At 39.8% G+C, this 16,130-nt stretch carries 15 protein-coding genes; 8 read left to right on the top strand and 7 right to left on the bottom strand.

What is annotated here, in order from left to right:
- Positions 1 to 175, bottom strand: a 175-nt coding sequence (locus AC1M9H_RS07850) for a hypothetical protein (protein WP_481613125.1), incomplete at its 3' end; no start/stop codon positions are given.
- A 107-nt stretch (positions 176 to 282) separates the two neighbouring features.
- Complete coding sequence (gene tusA / locus AC1M9H_RS07845; RefSeq protein WP_035264077.1) at positions 283 to 540, bottom strand: sulfurtransferase TusA; 258 nt, start codon at positions 538 to 540, stop codon at positions 283 to 285.
- A 200-nt stretch (positions 541 to 740) separates the two neighbouring features.
- Here tusA and AC1M9H_RS07840 point away from each other — a divergent pair, with 200 nt between their 5' ends.
- A complete protein-coding gene (locus AC1M9H_RS07840; RefSeq protein ID WP_092767211.1) occupies positions 741 to 1,580 on the top strand; it encodes an HlyC/CorC family transporter in 840 nt (279 codons plus the stop codon).
- Positions 1,577 to 3,136, top strand: coding sequence for an apolipoprotein N-acyltransferase (lnt, locus tag AC1M9H_RS07835; protein WP_481613121.1), 1,560 nt, complete (start codon positions 1,577 to 1,579; stop codon positions 3,134 to 3,136). Before AC1M9H_RS07840 ends, lnt begins: the two co-directional genes overlap by 4 nt.
- A gap of 63 nt (positions 3,137 to 3,199) precedes the next feature.
- Here the strand turns inward: lnt and AC1M9H_RS07830 are convergent, their stop codons facing one another.
- From AC1M9H_RS07830 to gspF, 3 genes are all read right to left on the bottom strand, one after another.
- Positions 3,200 to 3,532 carry a hypothetical protein gene (locus tag AC1M9H_RS07830; RefSeq protein WP_481613124.1) on the bottom strand — a complete coding sequence of 111 codons (333 nt, stop codon included), beginning with the start codon at positions 3,530 to 3,532 and terminating at the stop codon, positions 3,200 to 3,202.
- Between the two features lie 281 nt (positions 3,533 to 3,813).
- Entirely contained in the window at positions 3,814 to 4,239 is a 426-nt protein-coding gene (gene gspG / locus AC1M9H_RS07825; RefSeq protein ID WP_481613120.1) for a type II secretion system major pseudopilin GspG, read from the bottom strand.
- A gap of 58 nt (positions 4,240 to 4,297) precedes the next feature.
- Entirely contained in the window at positions 4,298 to 5,503 is a 1,206-nt protein-coding gene (gspF, locus tag AC1M9H_RS07820; RefSeq protein ID WP_035264068.1) for a type II secretion system inner membrane protein GspF, read from the bottom strand.
- Positions 5,504 to 5,655: 152 nt separating this feature from the next.
- Between gspF and AC1M9H_RS07815 the strand changes: the two genes are divergently transcribed.
- From AC1M9H_RS07815 to AC1M9H_RS07790, 6 genes are all read left to right on the top strand, one after another.
- Positions 5,656 to 7,878 carry a primosomal protein N' gene (locus AC1M9H_RS07815; RefSeq protein ID WP_481613119.1) on the top strand — a complete coding sequence of 741 codons (2,223 nt, stop codon included), beginning with the start codon at positions 5,656 to 5,658 and terminating at the stop codon, positions 7,876 to 7,878.
- Positions 7,879 to 7,988: 110 nt separating this feature from the next.
- Positions 7,989 to 9,869: a monovalent cation:proton antiporter-2 (CPA2) family protein gene (locus tag AC1M9H_RS07810; RefSeq protein WP_481613118.1), complete on the top strand. Its 1,881-nt coding sequence runs from the start codon at positions 7,989 to 7,991 to the stop codon at positions 9,867 to 9,869.
- A gap of 50 nt (positions 9,870 to 9,919) precedes the next feature.
- Positions 9,920 to 10,795 carry an Hsp33 family molecular chaperone HslO gene (gene hslO / locus AC1M9H_RS07805; protein WP_092767221.1) on the top strand — a complete coding sequence of 292 codons (876 nt, stop codon included), beginning with the start codon at positions 9,920 to 9,922 and terminating at the stop codon, positions 10,793 to 10,795.
- Positions 10,796 to 10,949: 154 nt separating this feature from the next.
- Positions 10,950 to 11,873, top strand: a complete 924-nt coding sequence (locus AC1M9H_RS07800) for a DnaJ C-terminal domain-containing protein (RefSeq protein WP_481593266.1) — start codon at positions 10,950 to 10,952, stop codon at positions 11,871 to 11,873.
- Positions 11,870 to 12,196: a chaperone modulator CbpM gene (locus tag AC1M9H_RS07795; RefSeq protein ID WP_035264056.1), complete on the top strand. Its 327-nt coding sequence runs from the start codon at positions 11,870 to 11,872 to the stop codon at positions 12,194 to 12,196. Before AC1M9H_RS07800 ends, AC1M9H_RS07795 begins: the two co-directional genes overlap by 4 nt.
- A gap of 76 nt (positions 12,197 to 12,272) precedes the next feature.
- Entirely contained in the window at positions 12,273 to 12,536 is a 264-nt protein-coding gene (locus tag AC1M9H_RS07790) for an HP1242/YdcH family protein (RefSeq protein ID WP_481586754.1), read from the top strand.
- Between the two features lie 82 nt (positions 12,537 to 12,618).
- On the opposite strand, the gene AC1M9H_RS07785 is transcribed toward AC1M9H_RS07790, so the two are convergent.
- Entirely contained in the window at positions 12,619 to 13,851 is a 1,233-nt protein-coding gene (locus tag AC1M9H_RS07785; RefSeq protein WP_481613117.1) for a magnesium transporter CorA family protein, read from the bottom strand.
- Between the two features lie 106 nt (positions 13,852 to 13,957).
- Positions 13,958 to 16,045: a polyribonucleotide nucleotidyltransferase gene (gene pnp / locus AC1M9H_RS07780; protein WP_481589200.1), complete on the bottom strand. Its 2,088-nt coding sequence runs from the start codon at positions 16,043 to 16,045 to the stop codon at positions 13,958 to 13,960.
- Between the last annotated feature and the right edge of the window lie 85 nt (positions 16,046 to 16,130).

The raw sequence follows: 16,130 nt of genomic DNA, 5'->3' as shown, positions 1-16,130 counted from the left end.
GACAGATGAGTTCTGCTTGCACGCCTTCGTTAAGGGCATGGCTGCCATCGATGCGTTGTAGGAAGACTTGGCTATTCAGCTGTGAATGACTAAATTGGATGTGGAGGGCTCTGTTTTGGGCAGTTAGACCGAGCTGTTCAATCGTACGCTGAATATTATTGATGAAATTCTTCATGTCAAAATGAGTTAATCATTATTATTTAGATATTCTTAACCCAAATTGTACACGAAAAAATCAATTTTAAACGATATGAATTGTTTCAACCGTTAATTCACGACGGGCTAACCTTTTTTTACCAAATAATGAAATTCTTTGTTCCCATTGTCATCTAAACGTTCTTCTTGCAACAGCAATTCATGACCAAGATGCATACAGAATTTAGGAATATCCCAAGAAGTTGAATTATCTGTTGCAAATACTTCCACCACATCACCAGACTTAGATTTACGAATGGCTTGATGTAACATCATCACCGGTTCTGGACAACGTAAACCACGTGTATTCAACTGGATTTGAGGTTGAACTTGAGAATCAGACATTCAATATCGCCCTTAAAAGATTGGGCGATTATTTTATCATAATTCAATCTTTTCACTCCCAAATTCAGAAAAAGACTCCAAATACAGTGGTCTATGATCAAATAGATCATTAGGAATCAAAATTTTACCAATAGACAAGCGTATTTTCTTCGGTATGATTAAAACTTATTTTTTCAATTGAAGAGTCTTTAGGAAAGATCATGCAAGAGGAATCAGGTACATCGTGGGGTATGCGTGGCTTACGCAAATGGTTAGGCACAGCCCCAGAAACCCGAGATGAACTGTTAAAAATTGTACAAGATTCACGTCGACTACTCGAACCAGATACAGTAGCGATGCTCGAGGGAATCTTTGACCTTCCAGCGACTAAAATTCGTGAAGTCATGACGCCACGAACTTCAATGGTCAGCTTACAAGAAGATGATGAGTTATTGGATATTCTTGATGTTCTCATCGAGTCAGCACACTCACGTTTCCCTGTATTTTCAACAGATCAACCTGATAACGTCATTGGTATCCTTTTGGCAAAGGACCTCTTACCTTTCTTAAAAGATCGTGATTCGAAAGTAAATGTACATTCGCTGATGCGCCAACCGATCTTTGTGCCTGAAAGCGCGCGTTCTGATCAAGTGCTCCGAATGCTAAAAAACACTCAAACACATATTGCGATTGTGATTGATGAGTACGGTTCTACTTCGGGTTTAGTGACACTTGAGGATATTCTTGAAGAAATTGTGGGTGAAATTGAAGATGAACATGACAATGTCGATGAAGAAGCCAATTTCATTGTTCCAGATCAAACCAGCAACAGCAGTAACACGTGGTTAGTTCAAGCACTTACACCAATTGAACATTTTAACAATGTTTTAAATGCTGAATTTTCCGATGATGAAGTGGAAACTGTGGGTGGACTATTACTGCAAGAAATTGGTTTAGTCAGCGATCTTCAAGGCCAAGTGATTGAATTGGGAGATTGGGAATTTACCATTGTGGAAGCAGATGTCCGTACTATTCATCTGATTCGAGCTGTGCGTAAATGAGAGCCTATTTTCAAAAATTATTGAGTCCTTCAGAAAAACAAAAATCATTACCTTTCATTTATCCACTCCTTATTGCTTTAACAGCAGGTGCGACTTTTAGTCTCGCACTTGCACCTTTTTATTGGTGGTGGCTGGCAATATTATCGCCAGCATTGCTATATGCCACACTCAGTAAGCGAAATCCTAAACAAGCATTCCTCATCGGTTGGACTTACGGTTTTGGTTTATGGTTTGTTGGTGCATTCTGGTTATACACTTCTATCCATGTGTATGGTGATACATCTGCGTTTTTAAGTGTCATCATGATTGCGATTATGGCCTTGGTGATGGGGCTATTTACAGCAATACAAACTTGGATATATCGTCGATTCTTTCCAGAAACACCACTTACTTTTGCCCCTTTATGGGTATTCTTTGAATGGGCAAAAACTTGGGTATTTACTGGTTTCCCTTGGTTATTTGCAGGTTATGCTTTTACCGAGCGCTTCTTAGATAGCTATGCACCTTTATTTGGTGTATTTGCCGTTTCTTTCGTGGTCATTCTCATTGCATCTGCACTTGTTGAACTCCTACGAAAACGCTACTTTTGGGCTATTCCAGTTTCAATTGTATTACTAGGTGCATGGGGCGCATCCTATTTAACTTTTGTTGAAGAAAAAAAATCAACACCGCTGAGCGTTTCTTTAATCCAAGGTAATATTCCTCAAGATTTAAAATGGTTAACTGAGTATCAAGTAAAGACACTTGAAATCTATGCACAATTAACGCGATCAGAATGGGGACGTGACTTGGTGGTTTGGCCTGAATCATCTATCCCAATGTTTCAATCAGATATTGAACCCTTTTTAGATGCAATGGATCAGCAAGCCAAAAGTACCAACACAGCTTGGGTAACAGGCATTCCTTATTGGGATTTAAATGAATCTAAGGCATTGGGTTATCCGCGTTATTACAACTCCATGATGGCATCTGGCGATGAAGCTACAGGCTTATATAAAAAACAGCGTCTCGTTCCTTTTGGTGAATATATTCCGCTGTCTGGCCTGTTAAGTTGGGTGTTACCTGCGCTTCAAAATGATCCTTCAATGAGCGGTTTTTCACGTGGTCCGCAGGATCAAGCTCCTTTTTCAATTCACAACCACAAATTAGCTGCTGCGATTTGTTATGAGGTTGCCTATCCGAACCTAACCCGACGCAATGCACTAAATAGTGATTTCCTCGTCACCGTTTCAAATGATGCGTGGTTTACGGGTACGGCTGGTCCGTGGCAACATTTACAAATGGTACAAATGCGAGCAAAAGAAAATGGACGCTGGTTTATTCGTGCAACCAATACAGGTGTGACTGCTTTTATCAACCACAAAGGGGAAATCGTCAGCCAAGCCCCAATTGATCAAAAAGCGGTTCTTCGTGGTGATCTACCTGCAATGGAAGGGCAAACTTGGTATACGAGATTCAGTGATTGGCCAATATTGGGATTGTCATTGATTTTATTGGTGATGGGTTGGTTCTTTAGACCACGTGTTGTCGATGTCAGTTTTAAATCTCGTCGATAACACTTGGTTCAAATCAAATATACGTTCTATATCAAAAAAACCGAGCAAATATGCTCGGTTTTTTTAAATTTGTGTTGTGAGGTAAGACAGCATTGCCATCAAACTCAACATCGGAATAGATCGATACATTTTAATGAGCAGCGCTTCAAATGTTGAAGATACATCAGACAGCGTCAAAACAGATGCTTTAAGTGCACTATAAAAACTTAAAATCGTAATCGCACTAAATACACTAATCGCCATAAATCCGATCATGATTTGACTGCTTGCATCTGCATTTGACCAAAGATCAATAAATAGATGACTAATAGGCAATAAGCTCAAAATAAGCAGTGCAGACTTGAGCACAGTCCAATGAAATAAATTGATTTCATCTGACAATATTAATGCTTTCATCATTCCCCCTTATTATCAAGCTAATCAGTTGGCTCCATTATGCAGGGAAAAATTAAAATAAAAAGCCTAATTTTCTTCATATTTTCTGTTTCTTGTAACCATTAAATATGGGAATAATTCTTATTATAAATCTCAAAAACCAATTATTTATAAACATTATAATTATCAATGATTTGGGTTAATATTTACAAATAATAAAGATTATCACTTCACTCAATATTTATTAATTCGATTAAGTGAAGTGATTAATACCATGAATGGTTTTTAATAATGATTTTCATTTATGGTGTGTAAAAGATATCAGCATCATTTCCTTCACCACCCTGCTTTCCATCTGCGCCGAATGAATAAAGATCATATGCACGACCTTCCGAACCAGGGATCACATATTGCAAATCATTATCCCAACTATCTTTAGGATAACCACCCTTCACATAACCACCAGGTAACCAATTTTTTGCTGAAGTTGGTTGATTGACTAAGGCATCCAAGCCACCATCTTGCATCGATGGATATTGGTTATTGTCTAATTTGTATTGATCTAATGCACCTGCAACACCTTTCAGCGTAATGATTGTGGTATCAACCTTAGCTTTCTCACCACGACCCATGACATTAGGCACAATCAGTGCTGCAAGCACACCTAAAATCACAATCACCACCATCACTTCGATCAGGGTAAAACCAGATTGTTTTCGCATTTTCATCTTGTTTCGCATATTTTCACTCGCTATTTCATTCATTATTAGAATTTATTGAATCTGTTTAAATCATATTGTTCATGTTGACGATTGGCAACATGACAGCAATCACGATCACCAATACAATCGCAGCCATTAACACCAACATTAGTGGTTCCAACAACGCCAATAATGTCGAGATTAATGTGGTAACTTCTCGATCTTGCATCGTCGAAGCTCTTTCTAACATTCGATCCAACTCGCCTGAGGCTTCACCACTTTTGATCATTTGCACCATCATCGGTGGAAAATAACCACAGCGTTCAAGTTGCGTCGCCAAATTTCCACCCTCTGTGACCTTTTCAGCCGCGACATTGACTGCATCTCGAATAACCCAATTGCTACTTACTGCTGCACCAATTTTCAACGCGTCGACCAGAGGAACACCAGATTGCGTTAAGATAGATAAGGTACTTGAAAAGCGGGCGGCATTAATACCTCGTGATAGTTTTCCAAATAATGGCAACTTCAACGTGAGACGATCAAAAGCATAATGCCCTGCGGCAGTCCTTAAAAAGCGTACCAATAGAAAGAATCCCAACGCCGACGCGACCAATACAAATGGCCAAGCTTGACGTATAAAATCACTGGCTTTCATTAAAGCAACCGTAATCCAAGGTAGCGCATCTTTACTTTGGTCAAAGGTTTTAACGATGTCTGGTACTACATAGGTCATGAGTCCCATCACGATACCAAAAGACATCAACATCAAAATAATAGGATAAATCATTGCACCTTGAATCTTCTTTTGCATCGCGAAGCGATTTTCAGTGTAATCAGCCAATTGATCGAGAATAAGATCTAAGTGTCCTGATCGCTCACCAGCAGCAATCGTTGCAATATAAAGTTCAGGGAATCTGCCAGATTGTTGCATCCCTTGAGCCAATGAATGACCTTCTAAAACCTTTGATCGTACAGATAACATCAAATTTTGCACGTGAGCTTTTTCGCTTTGTTTGGCAACTGCTCTTAATGCTTCCTCAAGTGGGATCCCCGCTGCAACTAATACAGATAATTGGCGAGTCATCAAAGCTAAGTCATAAGCTGTAAATTTTTTTTGAAAAAAACCACCAGTTCGATGCTTGTCTTTTTGTTCTACAGCATCAACTTGTACTGGAATCCATTGTTTATCCCGAAGCTGTTGTCGAATCTGTCGGGCTGAATCACCTTCTAGCACACCCTTTTGCTGCTTTCCTGAAGCATCGATGGCAGTATATTGATATGCGGGCATGATAATGCTCTAATTTTCCTAATTATGATGTCTTAAGAGTTGCCTTAGACCGTTCTCTTCATTCATATTGATCACTTGCAACAACTTGAACACTCTATCACAAGCATTGGTTATCCACGATAAGTTTTCACCATATTGATTGACGACTATATATGACAAATATTTCAGAATTAAGCCAAATTGTTTATCGAGTGCGCATCGCGGTGCCAGTTTATCTATATGATTGTTTTGATTATGAAGTTTCTGCAGAACAATACCAAACTATACACATAGGTTGCCGTGTTCTTGTTTCGTTTGGTCGTCAAAACTTAGTCGGAATCGTACTTGAAAAGATCGCACCGGAAACGCCATTAGATCCGAAAATCAAACTGAAATCCATCACTGAAATCTTGGATCTACAACCCATACTCAATGCTACGATCATTCAGCTCGCGCAGTGGTCTGCTCAATATTATCAATTTCCCATTGGGGAAGTCATGCATACCACTTTGCCGACATTTTTAAGGCAGGGTAAACCCTATAATTTATTAGCTCACTCTTGGAAAGTTTTAAAGTTAGACGCTGAAAAAAAAGTGGCTCGATCTTTAAAACAACAAGAGGCTTATAAAATTTTAAAGCTACACCCTCAAGGGACTGCCGAGACGATACTGAATTTGAGTGGTGTGGAAACAGCAACATTAAAAGCGCTTGAAAAGAAAGAAATCGTCGAATGCAAATTGATTCAGCAGGACTTTAGTCCTGAACCTGTACAGCTGGCTCAAATGCCATTGACTGCAAATGATGATCAAAAAAAAGCAATTCAATCCATTTTAAAAGCCCAAAATCGCTATCAAGCATTTTTACTCGATGGTTTAACTGGAAGCGGAAAAACTGAAGTTTATTTGCAAGTCATGCAAGAGGTTTTACAAAAAGGTCAGCAAGTATTGGTACTGGTACCAGAAATTGGCTTAACCCCTCAAACTATCAGTCGATTTCAATCTCGCTTTCACTGCAATATTGTCTTGTTGCATTCCGGACTGAATGACACAAAGCGCCTCCAAGCTTGGCAATATGCTCAAACAGGGAAGGCCTCCATTATTCTTGGTACACGCTCTGCGATTTACACCCCCATGCCAAATTTAGGGCTCATTATCTTAGATGAGGAGCATGACCTGTCATTCAAACAACAAGAAGGTTTTCGCTACCATGCACGTGATGTTGCTCTCTATCGCGCTTATTTAGAGCAATGCCCCATTGTCCTTGGCTCAGCAACACCAAGTATTGACTCATATCATTTGGTGGAGCAAAAAAAATTAACGATTCTGAAACTCGATGAACGTGCCGCAGGTGCAAGCTTACCTAAAATTCATTTAATTGATCTAAAGATTGCTCAAAAACAGCATGGTATAAGCGAACAACTCATTAAAGAAATTCAAAAAAGACTCAATCAAGAAGAACAGGTACTGATCTTTTTAAACAGACGTGGTTATGCACCTGTCCTGATCTGCGAAAGCTGTGGATGGCAAGCCAATTGTCCCCATTGTGATGCACATTTTACGCTTCATAAAAAACCATATGAGCACCTGCATTGCCATCACTGTGGGACAATTAATCGACTGCCTGATCAATGCCCCTCTTGTCAGCAACACACCTTGAAGCCTATTGGAATGGGCACGGCAAAAGTTGAAGAGAATTTACAACTTTTATTTCCAGACTTTCCTGTGGTCAGGGTAGATCGTGATTCCACGAGCCGTGTCGGGAGTTGGCAAAAAATTTACGAGCAAATTCATCAAAGTAAACCGATGATTTTACTTGGTACGCAAATGTTGGCCAAAGGTCATCACTTTCCGTATGTAACCTTAGTTGCAATCTTAGATATTGATAGTGGCCTACTCAGTGTTGATTTCAGAGCAACGGAACGAACAGCCCAATTGATTGTTCAAGTTGCAGGTCGTGCAGGACGAGGTGAAAAAAAAGGTGAGGTTTATCTACAAACTTTACGACCTGATCACCCTCTACTCAACACGCTCATTAATAAAGACTATCGTGCTTTTGCTCGTGAAACACTTCATGATCGTCAAGCTGCTTTACTCCCTCCAATGCGCTATGCAGCATTAATACGTTGTGAATCGCGTAGTCAGGAAGAAAATCTCAATTTTTTAACCAATATGACACAATCGCTCCAACAACATACTGGTGAGCTGATTGAGATTTGGGGTCCAATTCCTGCGCCAATGGAGCGAAAGGCTGGGCGTTATCAGGCACATGTGGTTTTATTGTCATCAGATCGTGCAAAAATGCATTTCTATATACGAGAATGGTGGCCATTCGTGCTTCAACAAAAACCTTCAACGATGAAGCTCAGTATTGATATAGATCCTCAAGAGCTAAGCTAATCATGAATAGAGTTAAATTATCAAAGTCGAAGACCTGAATTAAATTTACACAGCTAAAGCAGACACGATTACAATTTCATCAGTCCAACATTCCACTTTAGGGAAGGCCAATGCCATTGTTGTTACAAATCACAATTTTTCTAGCTGCCGCATTAATTTTTGTTCCGCTCGGAAAAAAAATTGGTATTGCGACAGTCTTAGGTTATTTGTTTACAGGAATATTACTTGGTCCAAGTGCATTGAATGTGACCAATGATGCCGAAACATTAATGAAATTAGCTGAGTACGGCGTGATTTTTTTGATGTTCTTAATCGGCCTAGAATTACGCCCTCAGCGCTTGTGGAATATGCGTCACTCTATATTTGTGATTGGAAGTGCTCAAGTCTTGATCACAGGTATAATTCTTGTCGCAACCATTTGGCTGTTCTTCCAACAGCATCTTGCTGCTAGTGTCGTAATTGGTCTTGCCCTTGCTTTATCATCTACAGCATTTGTCATGCAATTACTTGCAGAAAAGCAGCAGCTGAATACCGCGCATGGTCAGCAATCTTTCTCTATTTTACTGTTTCAAGATATTGCCGCTATTCCTTTACTCGCCCTGATTCCCCTACTCGCGGGAAATCAGTCTACACATCATGGTATTGCTTATTTTGCCGCTGTTGTTGCAACGTTTACTGGCTTATTTTTATTTAGTCGCTATGTGATGCGACCATTTTTTAGATTCATTGTACAGAGTGGTGCAACGGAACTCATTACGGCTGCTGGACTCTTTATTGTTTTAGCGGTTGTTCTGTTTATGGATATGCTCGGATTAAGCACCACGCTCGGTGCTTTTCTGACAGGTGTATTACTCGCGGATTCTGAGTTTCGCCATGAACTGGAATCGAGCATTCAACCCTTCAAAGGGTTATTACTCGGTTTATTCTTTATGAGCGTAGGCATGATGACACCGATTGATCTCCTCGTAGATCAGCCGCTATTCATTTTTGGTGGGGCATTCGTGCTGATCATCATAAAAATATTAAGCATGGTTGCAATCGCGCGATATTTTAAATTTCAATGCAAAACCAGTGTATTGATTGCCATTTGTCTTGCTCAAGGAGGAGAATTTGCTTATGTGATCTTAGCTGTTGCGAATACCGAAGGTTTAATTACTCAAGCAGTGTTATCCCCTACGATTCTGATCATTGCAATTTCGATGGCACTCACCCCTGTCATTTTCTGGCTTGCGCAACGATGGCTCATTCCATATCTTGATCGAAAGACTGATAGCGCTGAAGATGTCCCATTACCAGACACTCATTCAACATTAATCATTGCAGGTTTTGGACGCGTCGGACAAATAGTGGCGCGCGTTGCTTATCTCAATCATGTCAGCTTTACAGCCATTGATAATAATTTAGAAAAAATTGATTTTGTGAGAAAGTACGGTGGTAAAATTTATTATGGAGACGCCTCCTCCCCTGATTTATTGAGATCTGCAGGCATCGAGCATGCTAAGGCATTTGTACTTGCTGTAGACGATGTGGAAATGTCGATGAATATTGCTCGCCATTTACGTTTGAATTATCCAACGCTCAAACTCATCGTCCGTGCCCGTGATCGACATCATATGCATTTACTTAAAGACTTAGGCATTGAGCATATTTGGCGTGAAACTTTTCTATCTTCACTCGGTATGGCATTTCGCACCTTAACCGCGTTAGGTTTAAGTCAAGAACATGCTCAACATAGTATTGAAATATTTAGAGACTATGATGAGCGTCTATTAGCTGAGCAACAACGCATCTATACGGATGATCAAAAAGTCTTTGAAAGCTATCGAAATTTCTTAGCGGAACTCGAACAAATTTTTGAAAATGATGCTCAACAACATCAACCACTTTCAGAAAGTTTAGATGAAACCATTGATTCTGAAGTAAGTTCTATAGAACGACGCGCTAAGCACTCGCAAAACCAAATTAATGTTTGTCGAGATGAAGAATTTTAACTTGTGATTTACAATATCGTCACCATCTAGACAGGGATTTGGAGAATTTTATGTCTGATTTACGTCAACGTTTTTTTATTGATAACAGCCCTGTTCGTGGTGAAGTCGTACATCTTGAAGATGCGCTTAAAACAATTTTAGCGCAACGCGCCTATGCACCTGCGATTCAAATTTTATTGGGCGAAATGCTCAGTGCGACTGCATTGTTGGCCAGCACACTTAAAATTAAGGGACGTATTAGCCTCCAAATTCAAGCTTCTGGCACCTTAAAATGGGCTATGGCTGAATGTAATCACCTCGGTGAAGTACGCGGATTAGCTGAATATGAAGCTGATCCACGTTTTGAAGAAGCATCAGACAGCAGCATCGTTCTGAAAACTTTGGTCAGTCCAGTTTTATTTATTAATATTGAACCTGAATTTGGCGAACGCTATCAGGGTATCGTGCCTTTAGATCAGCCGAATTTAGCTAAATGCCTCATGCAGTATTATGATTTATCTGCCCAAATCCCAACCAAGATCGTTTTAGCTAGTACTGCTCAACGCGCTGGTGGTCTTTTGATTCAATTGTTACCGCGTAACAATGATGAAGAGCAGCAAAAGGTTGATGAAGATATCTGGCCTCGTCTAACCATGCTCACTGAAACTTTAAAAACAGATGAACTTACTGAGCTGGATGCGCAAGAAATTTTGTATCGCTTATATAATGAAGAAGAAGTCAGACTACCTGAAGCTGAACAACTTCAATTTGGCTGTACATGTTCTAAAGAGCGTTGCTCTACAGCATTAATTCAGGTGGGTGCTGAATCTGTGCGTGAAATTTTAGAACAACAGAACCCTATTACCATGGACTGTCAATTCTGTAACACTCAATACAGATTTACTGCTGAAGAAGCTCTTGGTCTATTCGGCGAGCACCTCAGTTAATCCTAAACAGTTCTCTTCGAAAATCAGCAAGTTTTACTTGCTGATTTTTTTTTGTTGTAAGAAATTGAAACAATTATTCACCATCTGAACATATTGTAGTCTTCGAAAGTCTGCTCATAATGATTAAAAGTTAATCAACGGTTATTTTTGCTTAATGGCAAATAATTATTATGAGGAACTCGGACTAGATCGCGATGCGAGTCCTGAGGAAATAAAAAAATCATATCGAAAACTGGCTCGGAAATACCATCCCGATATCAGTCAAGCACCTGATGCCGAAAAAAAAATGCAGGCGATTAATACGGCTTATGACACATTAAGTGATCCTTTAAAGAAACAAGAGTACGATCAACAACTCGATCAGTTGAATAGTCAGTCTCCTTTCTCGGATAGTGAAAACCATACAAATCATGAATTTTCTGGCTTTGAAGATTTGTTTGGGCGTTTTGGAACAGGTTTTGGTGGAGGTTATGCACAGCGCTCACACCAATATAAATCCCAGCCGATTCGTGGTGAAGATCAACATGCCAGTATAGAAGTGCCCTTACAAGTCGCTTTTGAAGGTGTCACTCAATCCATCCAATTGCGTATACCCACTTTTAATGCATATGGACAACCTGAAGTTCAGCGAAAAACCCTTGAAATTAGAATCCCGAAAGGGATGAAAAACGGTCAACAAATTCGACTCAAAGGTCAAGGACAAGCTGGTTTATCGGGCGGTGAAAATGGAGATCTTTATATACAGATCCATTATCAAACCACTGACAGCATATATGTCGATCAGGCAGACATTTACTATCACATTAATATTAGTCCTTGGGAAGCTGCTTTAGGCCAAGACATCGAGCTAAAAACCCCCTCTGGAAAGATCAAAGTCAGCATTCCTCAACATACAATTTATGGTAAACAACTCCGTATTAAAGAAAAAGGGATTCCCTCTTCACCCCCGGGACACCTTTATCTAATCCTGAATATTGTTTATCCAAGAGCAGAATCCCCGCAGCAAAAACAGGCATATGAGCAATTTGCTCAAGCATTTACACATTTCAACCCTCGTGATGAAGGAGGTGAATCATGACAACGATTCAGTACCGAGAAGTGTACAAAAATGGATATTTAGAGGCTGAAATCATTGATGACCAATGTATTTTTGATTTAAAGCATTTTGCCCAAGCATGCGGACAAAGTCCTGAATGGGTTTTACAATTACTTGAATATGAGATTCTACCTGCTCGTTCTGAGCAAAAAATCCATCAATTTTTTGGTGAAGAACTTACTCGAGCACGGAGAGCTTATCGCTTGCAACGGGATTTTGAAGCAAGTCTCCCTGCCGTCGCCATGATGATGGATCTGATAGATGAAGTACAACAATTGCGCAAGCAAGTGAAATACTTCAAATAAAGCAAGCCCACATAAATGCATGTACTGTTACATGCATTTATTTTTTATTGATTAGAATGAAAGGATTAAACCATCAATGAAAGTTAAAGAATGCAATAAAAAGCTGAAAAACCTTTTCCCTGAGTTCCGTGAACTTATTCAGCCTTTAAGAGAAGAAAACCCTCACTTCGCTAAAATTTTCGAGGAACATGAAACGCTAGATCATGAAATTACGCATTTGGAACTAAATCCAGTTAATGTAATTAATGATGATATTGAGTTTCTAAAGCGAAAAAAACTTAAATTAAAAGATGAAATGTATCGTTTGCTCAAACAAGCGCAGATGAATCTTACCCAGTAATTTCAATTTAATATTATAAAATAACGGTGAATCTGGCACTTATCATTCTGACTTAAAGCATAAGTGCCTTATGTGACGTTGACTATTTTAATCGAGTCCAACGTCCCATTTCTCGGAGCGTACCTTTCAATGTTTTTTGAATCGGTTCATACTCCAAAAATGCAAACAAACCGAGTTGTTGCTGCTGGTTTTGTTGAGCCAACAATTCCATCACACTTTTTTCACCGCGTCCGACCATTTGTCTACGATAAAAATACCAAATTAACAAAAGTGTTGTCACACACATGGCTGTGAGCATATACCAAAAGCCATGCGGTGAGTTTAATCCTGGAATAAATTCAAAATTCATTCCGTAAATACCTGTAAGAAGAGTCAGTGGTGCAAATACAGCGGTGATAATTGCTAAAATTCTCATATTTTCATTGGTTTGATTGGCCACTGCTGAAAAGTGCAAATCGATAGCGGCTTGTACTGCATGGTTTAACCGAACACTGTGCTTTTGTATTCTTTCAATATGGCTAATTAAATCATCCATTCGGACGAGCATTAAATTTTGCTTCTCTGCCTTACGTTTAGCTTTAATATGATGATAATTTTCGACAACTTCATCTCTTAATTCTTGTAGGCATTCAACCTGTTCTTCACACAAATTTTCAACTTGTTGAAAAGCCGTGATCTCTTGCAGCAGTTGATTCCATCGATTAAATTTTTGATTTCCTTGTAATAGTTCTCTTTGCCAAAATTCCACACGTTTGGTTAGTGGCACACGTAAACCTAAATAGCCATCCACCATCATATTCAGTAATCTAAGCACAATATCTACAGGGCTCTGTGCTAATTTTCGTGGAATATTTTGTTGCTCTATAGGTCGTGTTTGAATCGCCTGCACTCTTTCAAGATATGTTTCAAATACGCGATTACCTCGTTCATGCACTGTGATTAAAACATTTGATGTCATGACAAAACTTACCGGCGTTGTAACAATGTCCGCAGTTTGTTGTTCAGCTGAATGACCATTCTGAATTTGAATGTGGTCATCTGGGGTGATTAATTTTTTAAATATCAATAAATCATAATCATCCAATGCATCAAATACGCAAGGATGCTCAATGTTTTGAATATCTTTAAGATGAAATTCGTTCAACAGAATTCCAGTGTTCTCAAAAATATATCGTTGCCACGTCTCTGTATTTTGAATCAATTCGTGGCGTTCAAAACTCAACCATATAAATTCTGCATCAACAACAGTCGATAATTCTTCACTCAGATAAATATACCCGTCACCTTGATGATAATAATAATTAAACTTTTGCATTTTAGTTATTTTTAAATGAGAACATTTTGATCATGCCATAAAAAAAGCCTTGTGTAACACTCGTTTAAACGAAGCACCACACAAGGCTTAGAATTAGCTTAAATGATTAAGCTTGTTCAATGTCTTTCATTGTAAGTTTGATACGACCACGGTTATCAACATCCGCAACTTGTACCTTAACTTCTTGACCTTCAGTAAGAACGTCTGTCACATTCGCAATACGCTCGTTCGAGATTTGTGAAATGTGAAGCAAGCCATCAGTACCAGGAAGGATATTGACGAACGCACCGAATTCAACGATACGAATGACTTTACCTGTGTAAATTGTACCTGGTTCAATTTCTGCTGTAAGCGCTTGGATTTTCGCTACTGCAGCCATTGCCGCTGCTTTAGTTTCACCAAATACACGTACTGTACCGTTATCTTCGATATCGATCGCTGCTTTGGTTTCTTCAGTGATTTGACGAATAGTTGCGCCGCCTTTACCAATCACGTCACGGATCTTATCAGGATTGATGCTGATCACTTGGAATGTTGGTGCGTGCATTGAGATTTCAGGACGAGCACGTGAAATCACTTGATTCATCTCATTCAAGATATGCATACGACCTGCATACGCTTGATTCAATGCAACTTCCATGATCTCTTCAGTAATACCTTCGATCTTGATGTCCATTTGAAGTGCAGTAATACCGTTTGCAGAACCTGCTACTTTAAAGTCCATGTCGCCAAGGTGATCCTCGTCGCCTAGAATGTCTGAAAGAACTGCGAAACGTTCACCTTCTTTCACTAGACCCATTGCAATACCTGCAACTGGCGCTTTAAGTGGAACACCTGCATCCATAAGTGATAAAGAAGCACCACACACAGACGCCATTGAAGACGAACCATTCGATTCAGTGATGTCAGATACGATACGAATCACGTACGGGAAGCGATCAGCTGGTGGAAGAACTGCTTGAACACCACGACGTGCCAAACGACCATGACCAATTTCACGACGTTTAGGACCAGATTCACGACCAGTTTCACCTACAGAGTATGCAGGGAAGTTGTAGTGAAGCATGAAGTTATCAGTTTTTGTACCCGCTAAGGTATCTACCATCAAGGCATCACGTGTATTACCTAAAGTCGTCGTTACTAACGCTTGAGTTTCACCACGTGTGAACAATGCAGAACCGTGCGCACGATCTAACACGCCAACTTGTACGTCGATTGCACGAACAGTTTTAGTATCACGACCATCAATACGTGGTTTACCAGACAAGATATTGTCACGAACTGTACGATATTTAAGGTCTTCAAATAATTCGTTCACTTCATCAGCAATACCTGTTTCATCATTTTCAGGAACGAATTGCGCAATTGCTTCAGCATGAAGTGCATCAAGTGCTGCATAACGGTCTTGCTTAACCGCAATCGTGTATGCTTCAGAGATTTTCGCTTCAAAAGCTGCTTTCAATTGACTACGAAGGTCTTCGTTTTTCGCTGGAGCAACCCAGTCAGATTCCTTCGCGCCAGCAGCTGCAGCAAATTCTTTGATCGCTTGAATTGCAATTTGCATTTCGTCGTGACCGAACAATACAGCACCAAGCATTTGGTCTTCTGAAAGTTCTTTCGCTTCAGATTCAACCATAAGAACAGCAGCTTCTGTACCTGCAACCACAAGGTCAAGGTCAGATTGAGCAAGTTGTTCATGACTTGGGTTAAGAACGTATTCACCGTTAATTAAACCAACGCGTGCAGCACCAATTGGACCACGGAATGGTGTACCTGCAATTGCGAGTGCAGCAGAGGTACCTAACATTGCAGCAATATCAGCTTCCATAGTTTTGTCAGATGATACAACTGTTGCAGTCACTTGGATTTCGTTGTAATAACCTTCTGGGAACAACGGACGAATTGGGCGGTCGATCAAACGTGAAATTAAAGTTTCAGCTTCAGATGCACGGCCTTCACGCTTACCATAACCACCTGGGATACGACCTGCAGCATATTGTTTTTCTTGGTAGTTAACAGTCAATGGGAAAAAGTCTTGACCTGCTTTCGCAGTCGGTTGAGCAACAACAGCAACCAATACAGTCACACCACCCATGGTAATCACTACTGTATTTGCTTGACGCGCCACACGGCCTGTTTCAAGCACAACTTGGTGCTGACCGAATTGGAATTCTTTACGAATAATATTAAACATCGACATGTTCTATTTTTTCCTGATTTTATTCTAGTGGAGACCCCTAAGGTTTGGCATTCACAACACAGGTTTTAAATGACAAAGC

The sequence above is a fragment of the Acinetobacter sp. ANC_7512 genome (assembly GCF_056779935.1).
This window is presented reverse-complemented; position numbering and strand designations above follow the sequence as displayed.

What these genes read in the sequence shown, in the direction of transcription:
- tusA (WP_035264077.1), bottom strand. Translation starts at nt 540, where the DNA reads ATGTCTGATTCTCAAGTTCAACCTCAAATCCAGTTGAATACACGTGGT.
- AC1M9H_RS07840 (WP_092767211.1), top strand. Translation starts at nt 741, where the DNA reads ATGCAAGAGGAATCAGGTACATCGTGGGGTATGCGTGGCTTACGCAAA.
- lnt (WP_481613121.1), top strand. Translation starts at nt 1,577, where the DNA reads ATGAGAGCCTATTTTCAAAAATTATTGAGTCCTTCAGAAAAACAAAAA.
- AC1M9H_RS07830 (WP_481613124.1), bottom strand. Translation starts at nt 3,532, where the DNA reads ATGAAAGCATTAATATTGTCAGATGAAATCAATTTATTTCATTGGACT.
- gspG (WP_481613120.1), bottom strand. Translation starts at nt 4,239, where the DNA reads ATGAAAATGCGAAAACAATCTGGTTTTACCCTGATCGAAGTGATGGTG.
- gspF (WP_035264068.1), bottom strand. Translation starts at nt 5,503, where the DNA reads ATGCCCGCATATCAATATACTGCCATCGATGCTTCAGGAAAGCAGCAA.
- AC1M9H_RS07815 (WP_481613119.1), top strand. Translation starts at nt 5,656, where the DNA reads ATGACAAATATTTCAGAATTAAGCCAAATTGTTTATCGAGTGCGCATC.
- AC1M9H_RS07810 (WP_481613118.1), top strand. Translation starts at nt 7,989, where the DNA reads ATGCCATTGTTGTTACAAATCACAATTTTTCTAGCTGCCGCATTAATT.
- hslO (WP_092767221.1), top strand. Translation starts at nt 9,920, where the DNA reads ATGTCTGATTTACGTCAACGTTTTTTTATTGATAACAGCCCTGTTCGT.
- AC1M9H_RS07800 (WP_481593266.1), top strand. Translation starts at nt 10,950, where the DNA reads ATGGCAAATAATTATTATGAGGAACTCGGACTAGATCGCGATGCGAGT.
- AC1M9H_RS07795 (WP_035264056.1), top strand. Translation starts at nt 11,870, where the DNA reads ATGACAACGATTCAGTACCGAGAAGTGTACAAAAATGGATATTTAGAG.
- AC1M9H_RS07790 (WP_481586754.1), top strand. Translation starts at nt 12,273, where the DNA reads ATGAAAGTTAAAGAATGCAATAAAAAGCTGAAAAACCTTTTCCCTGAG.
- AC1M9H_RS07785 (WP_481613117.1), bottom strand. Translation starts at nt 13,851, where the DNA reads ATGCAAAAGTTTAATTATTATTATCATCAAGGTGACGGGTATATTTAT.
- pnp (WP_481589200.1), bottom strand. Translation starts at nt 16,045, where the DNA reads ATGTTTAATATTATTCGTAAAGAATTCCAATTCGGTCAGCACCAAGTT.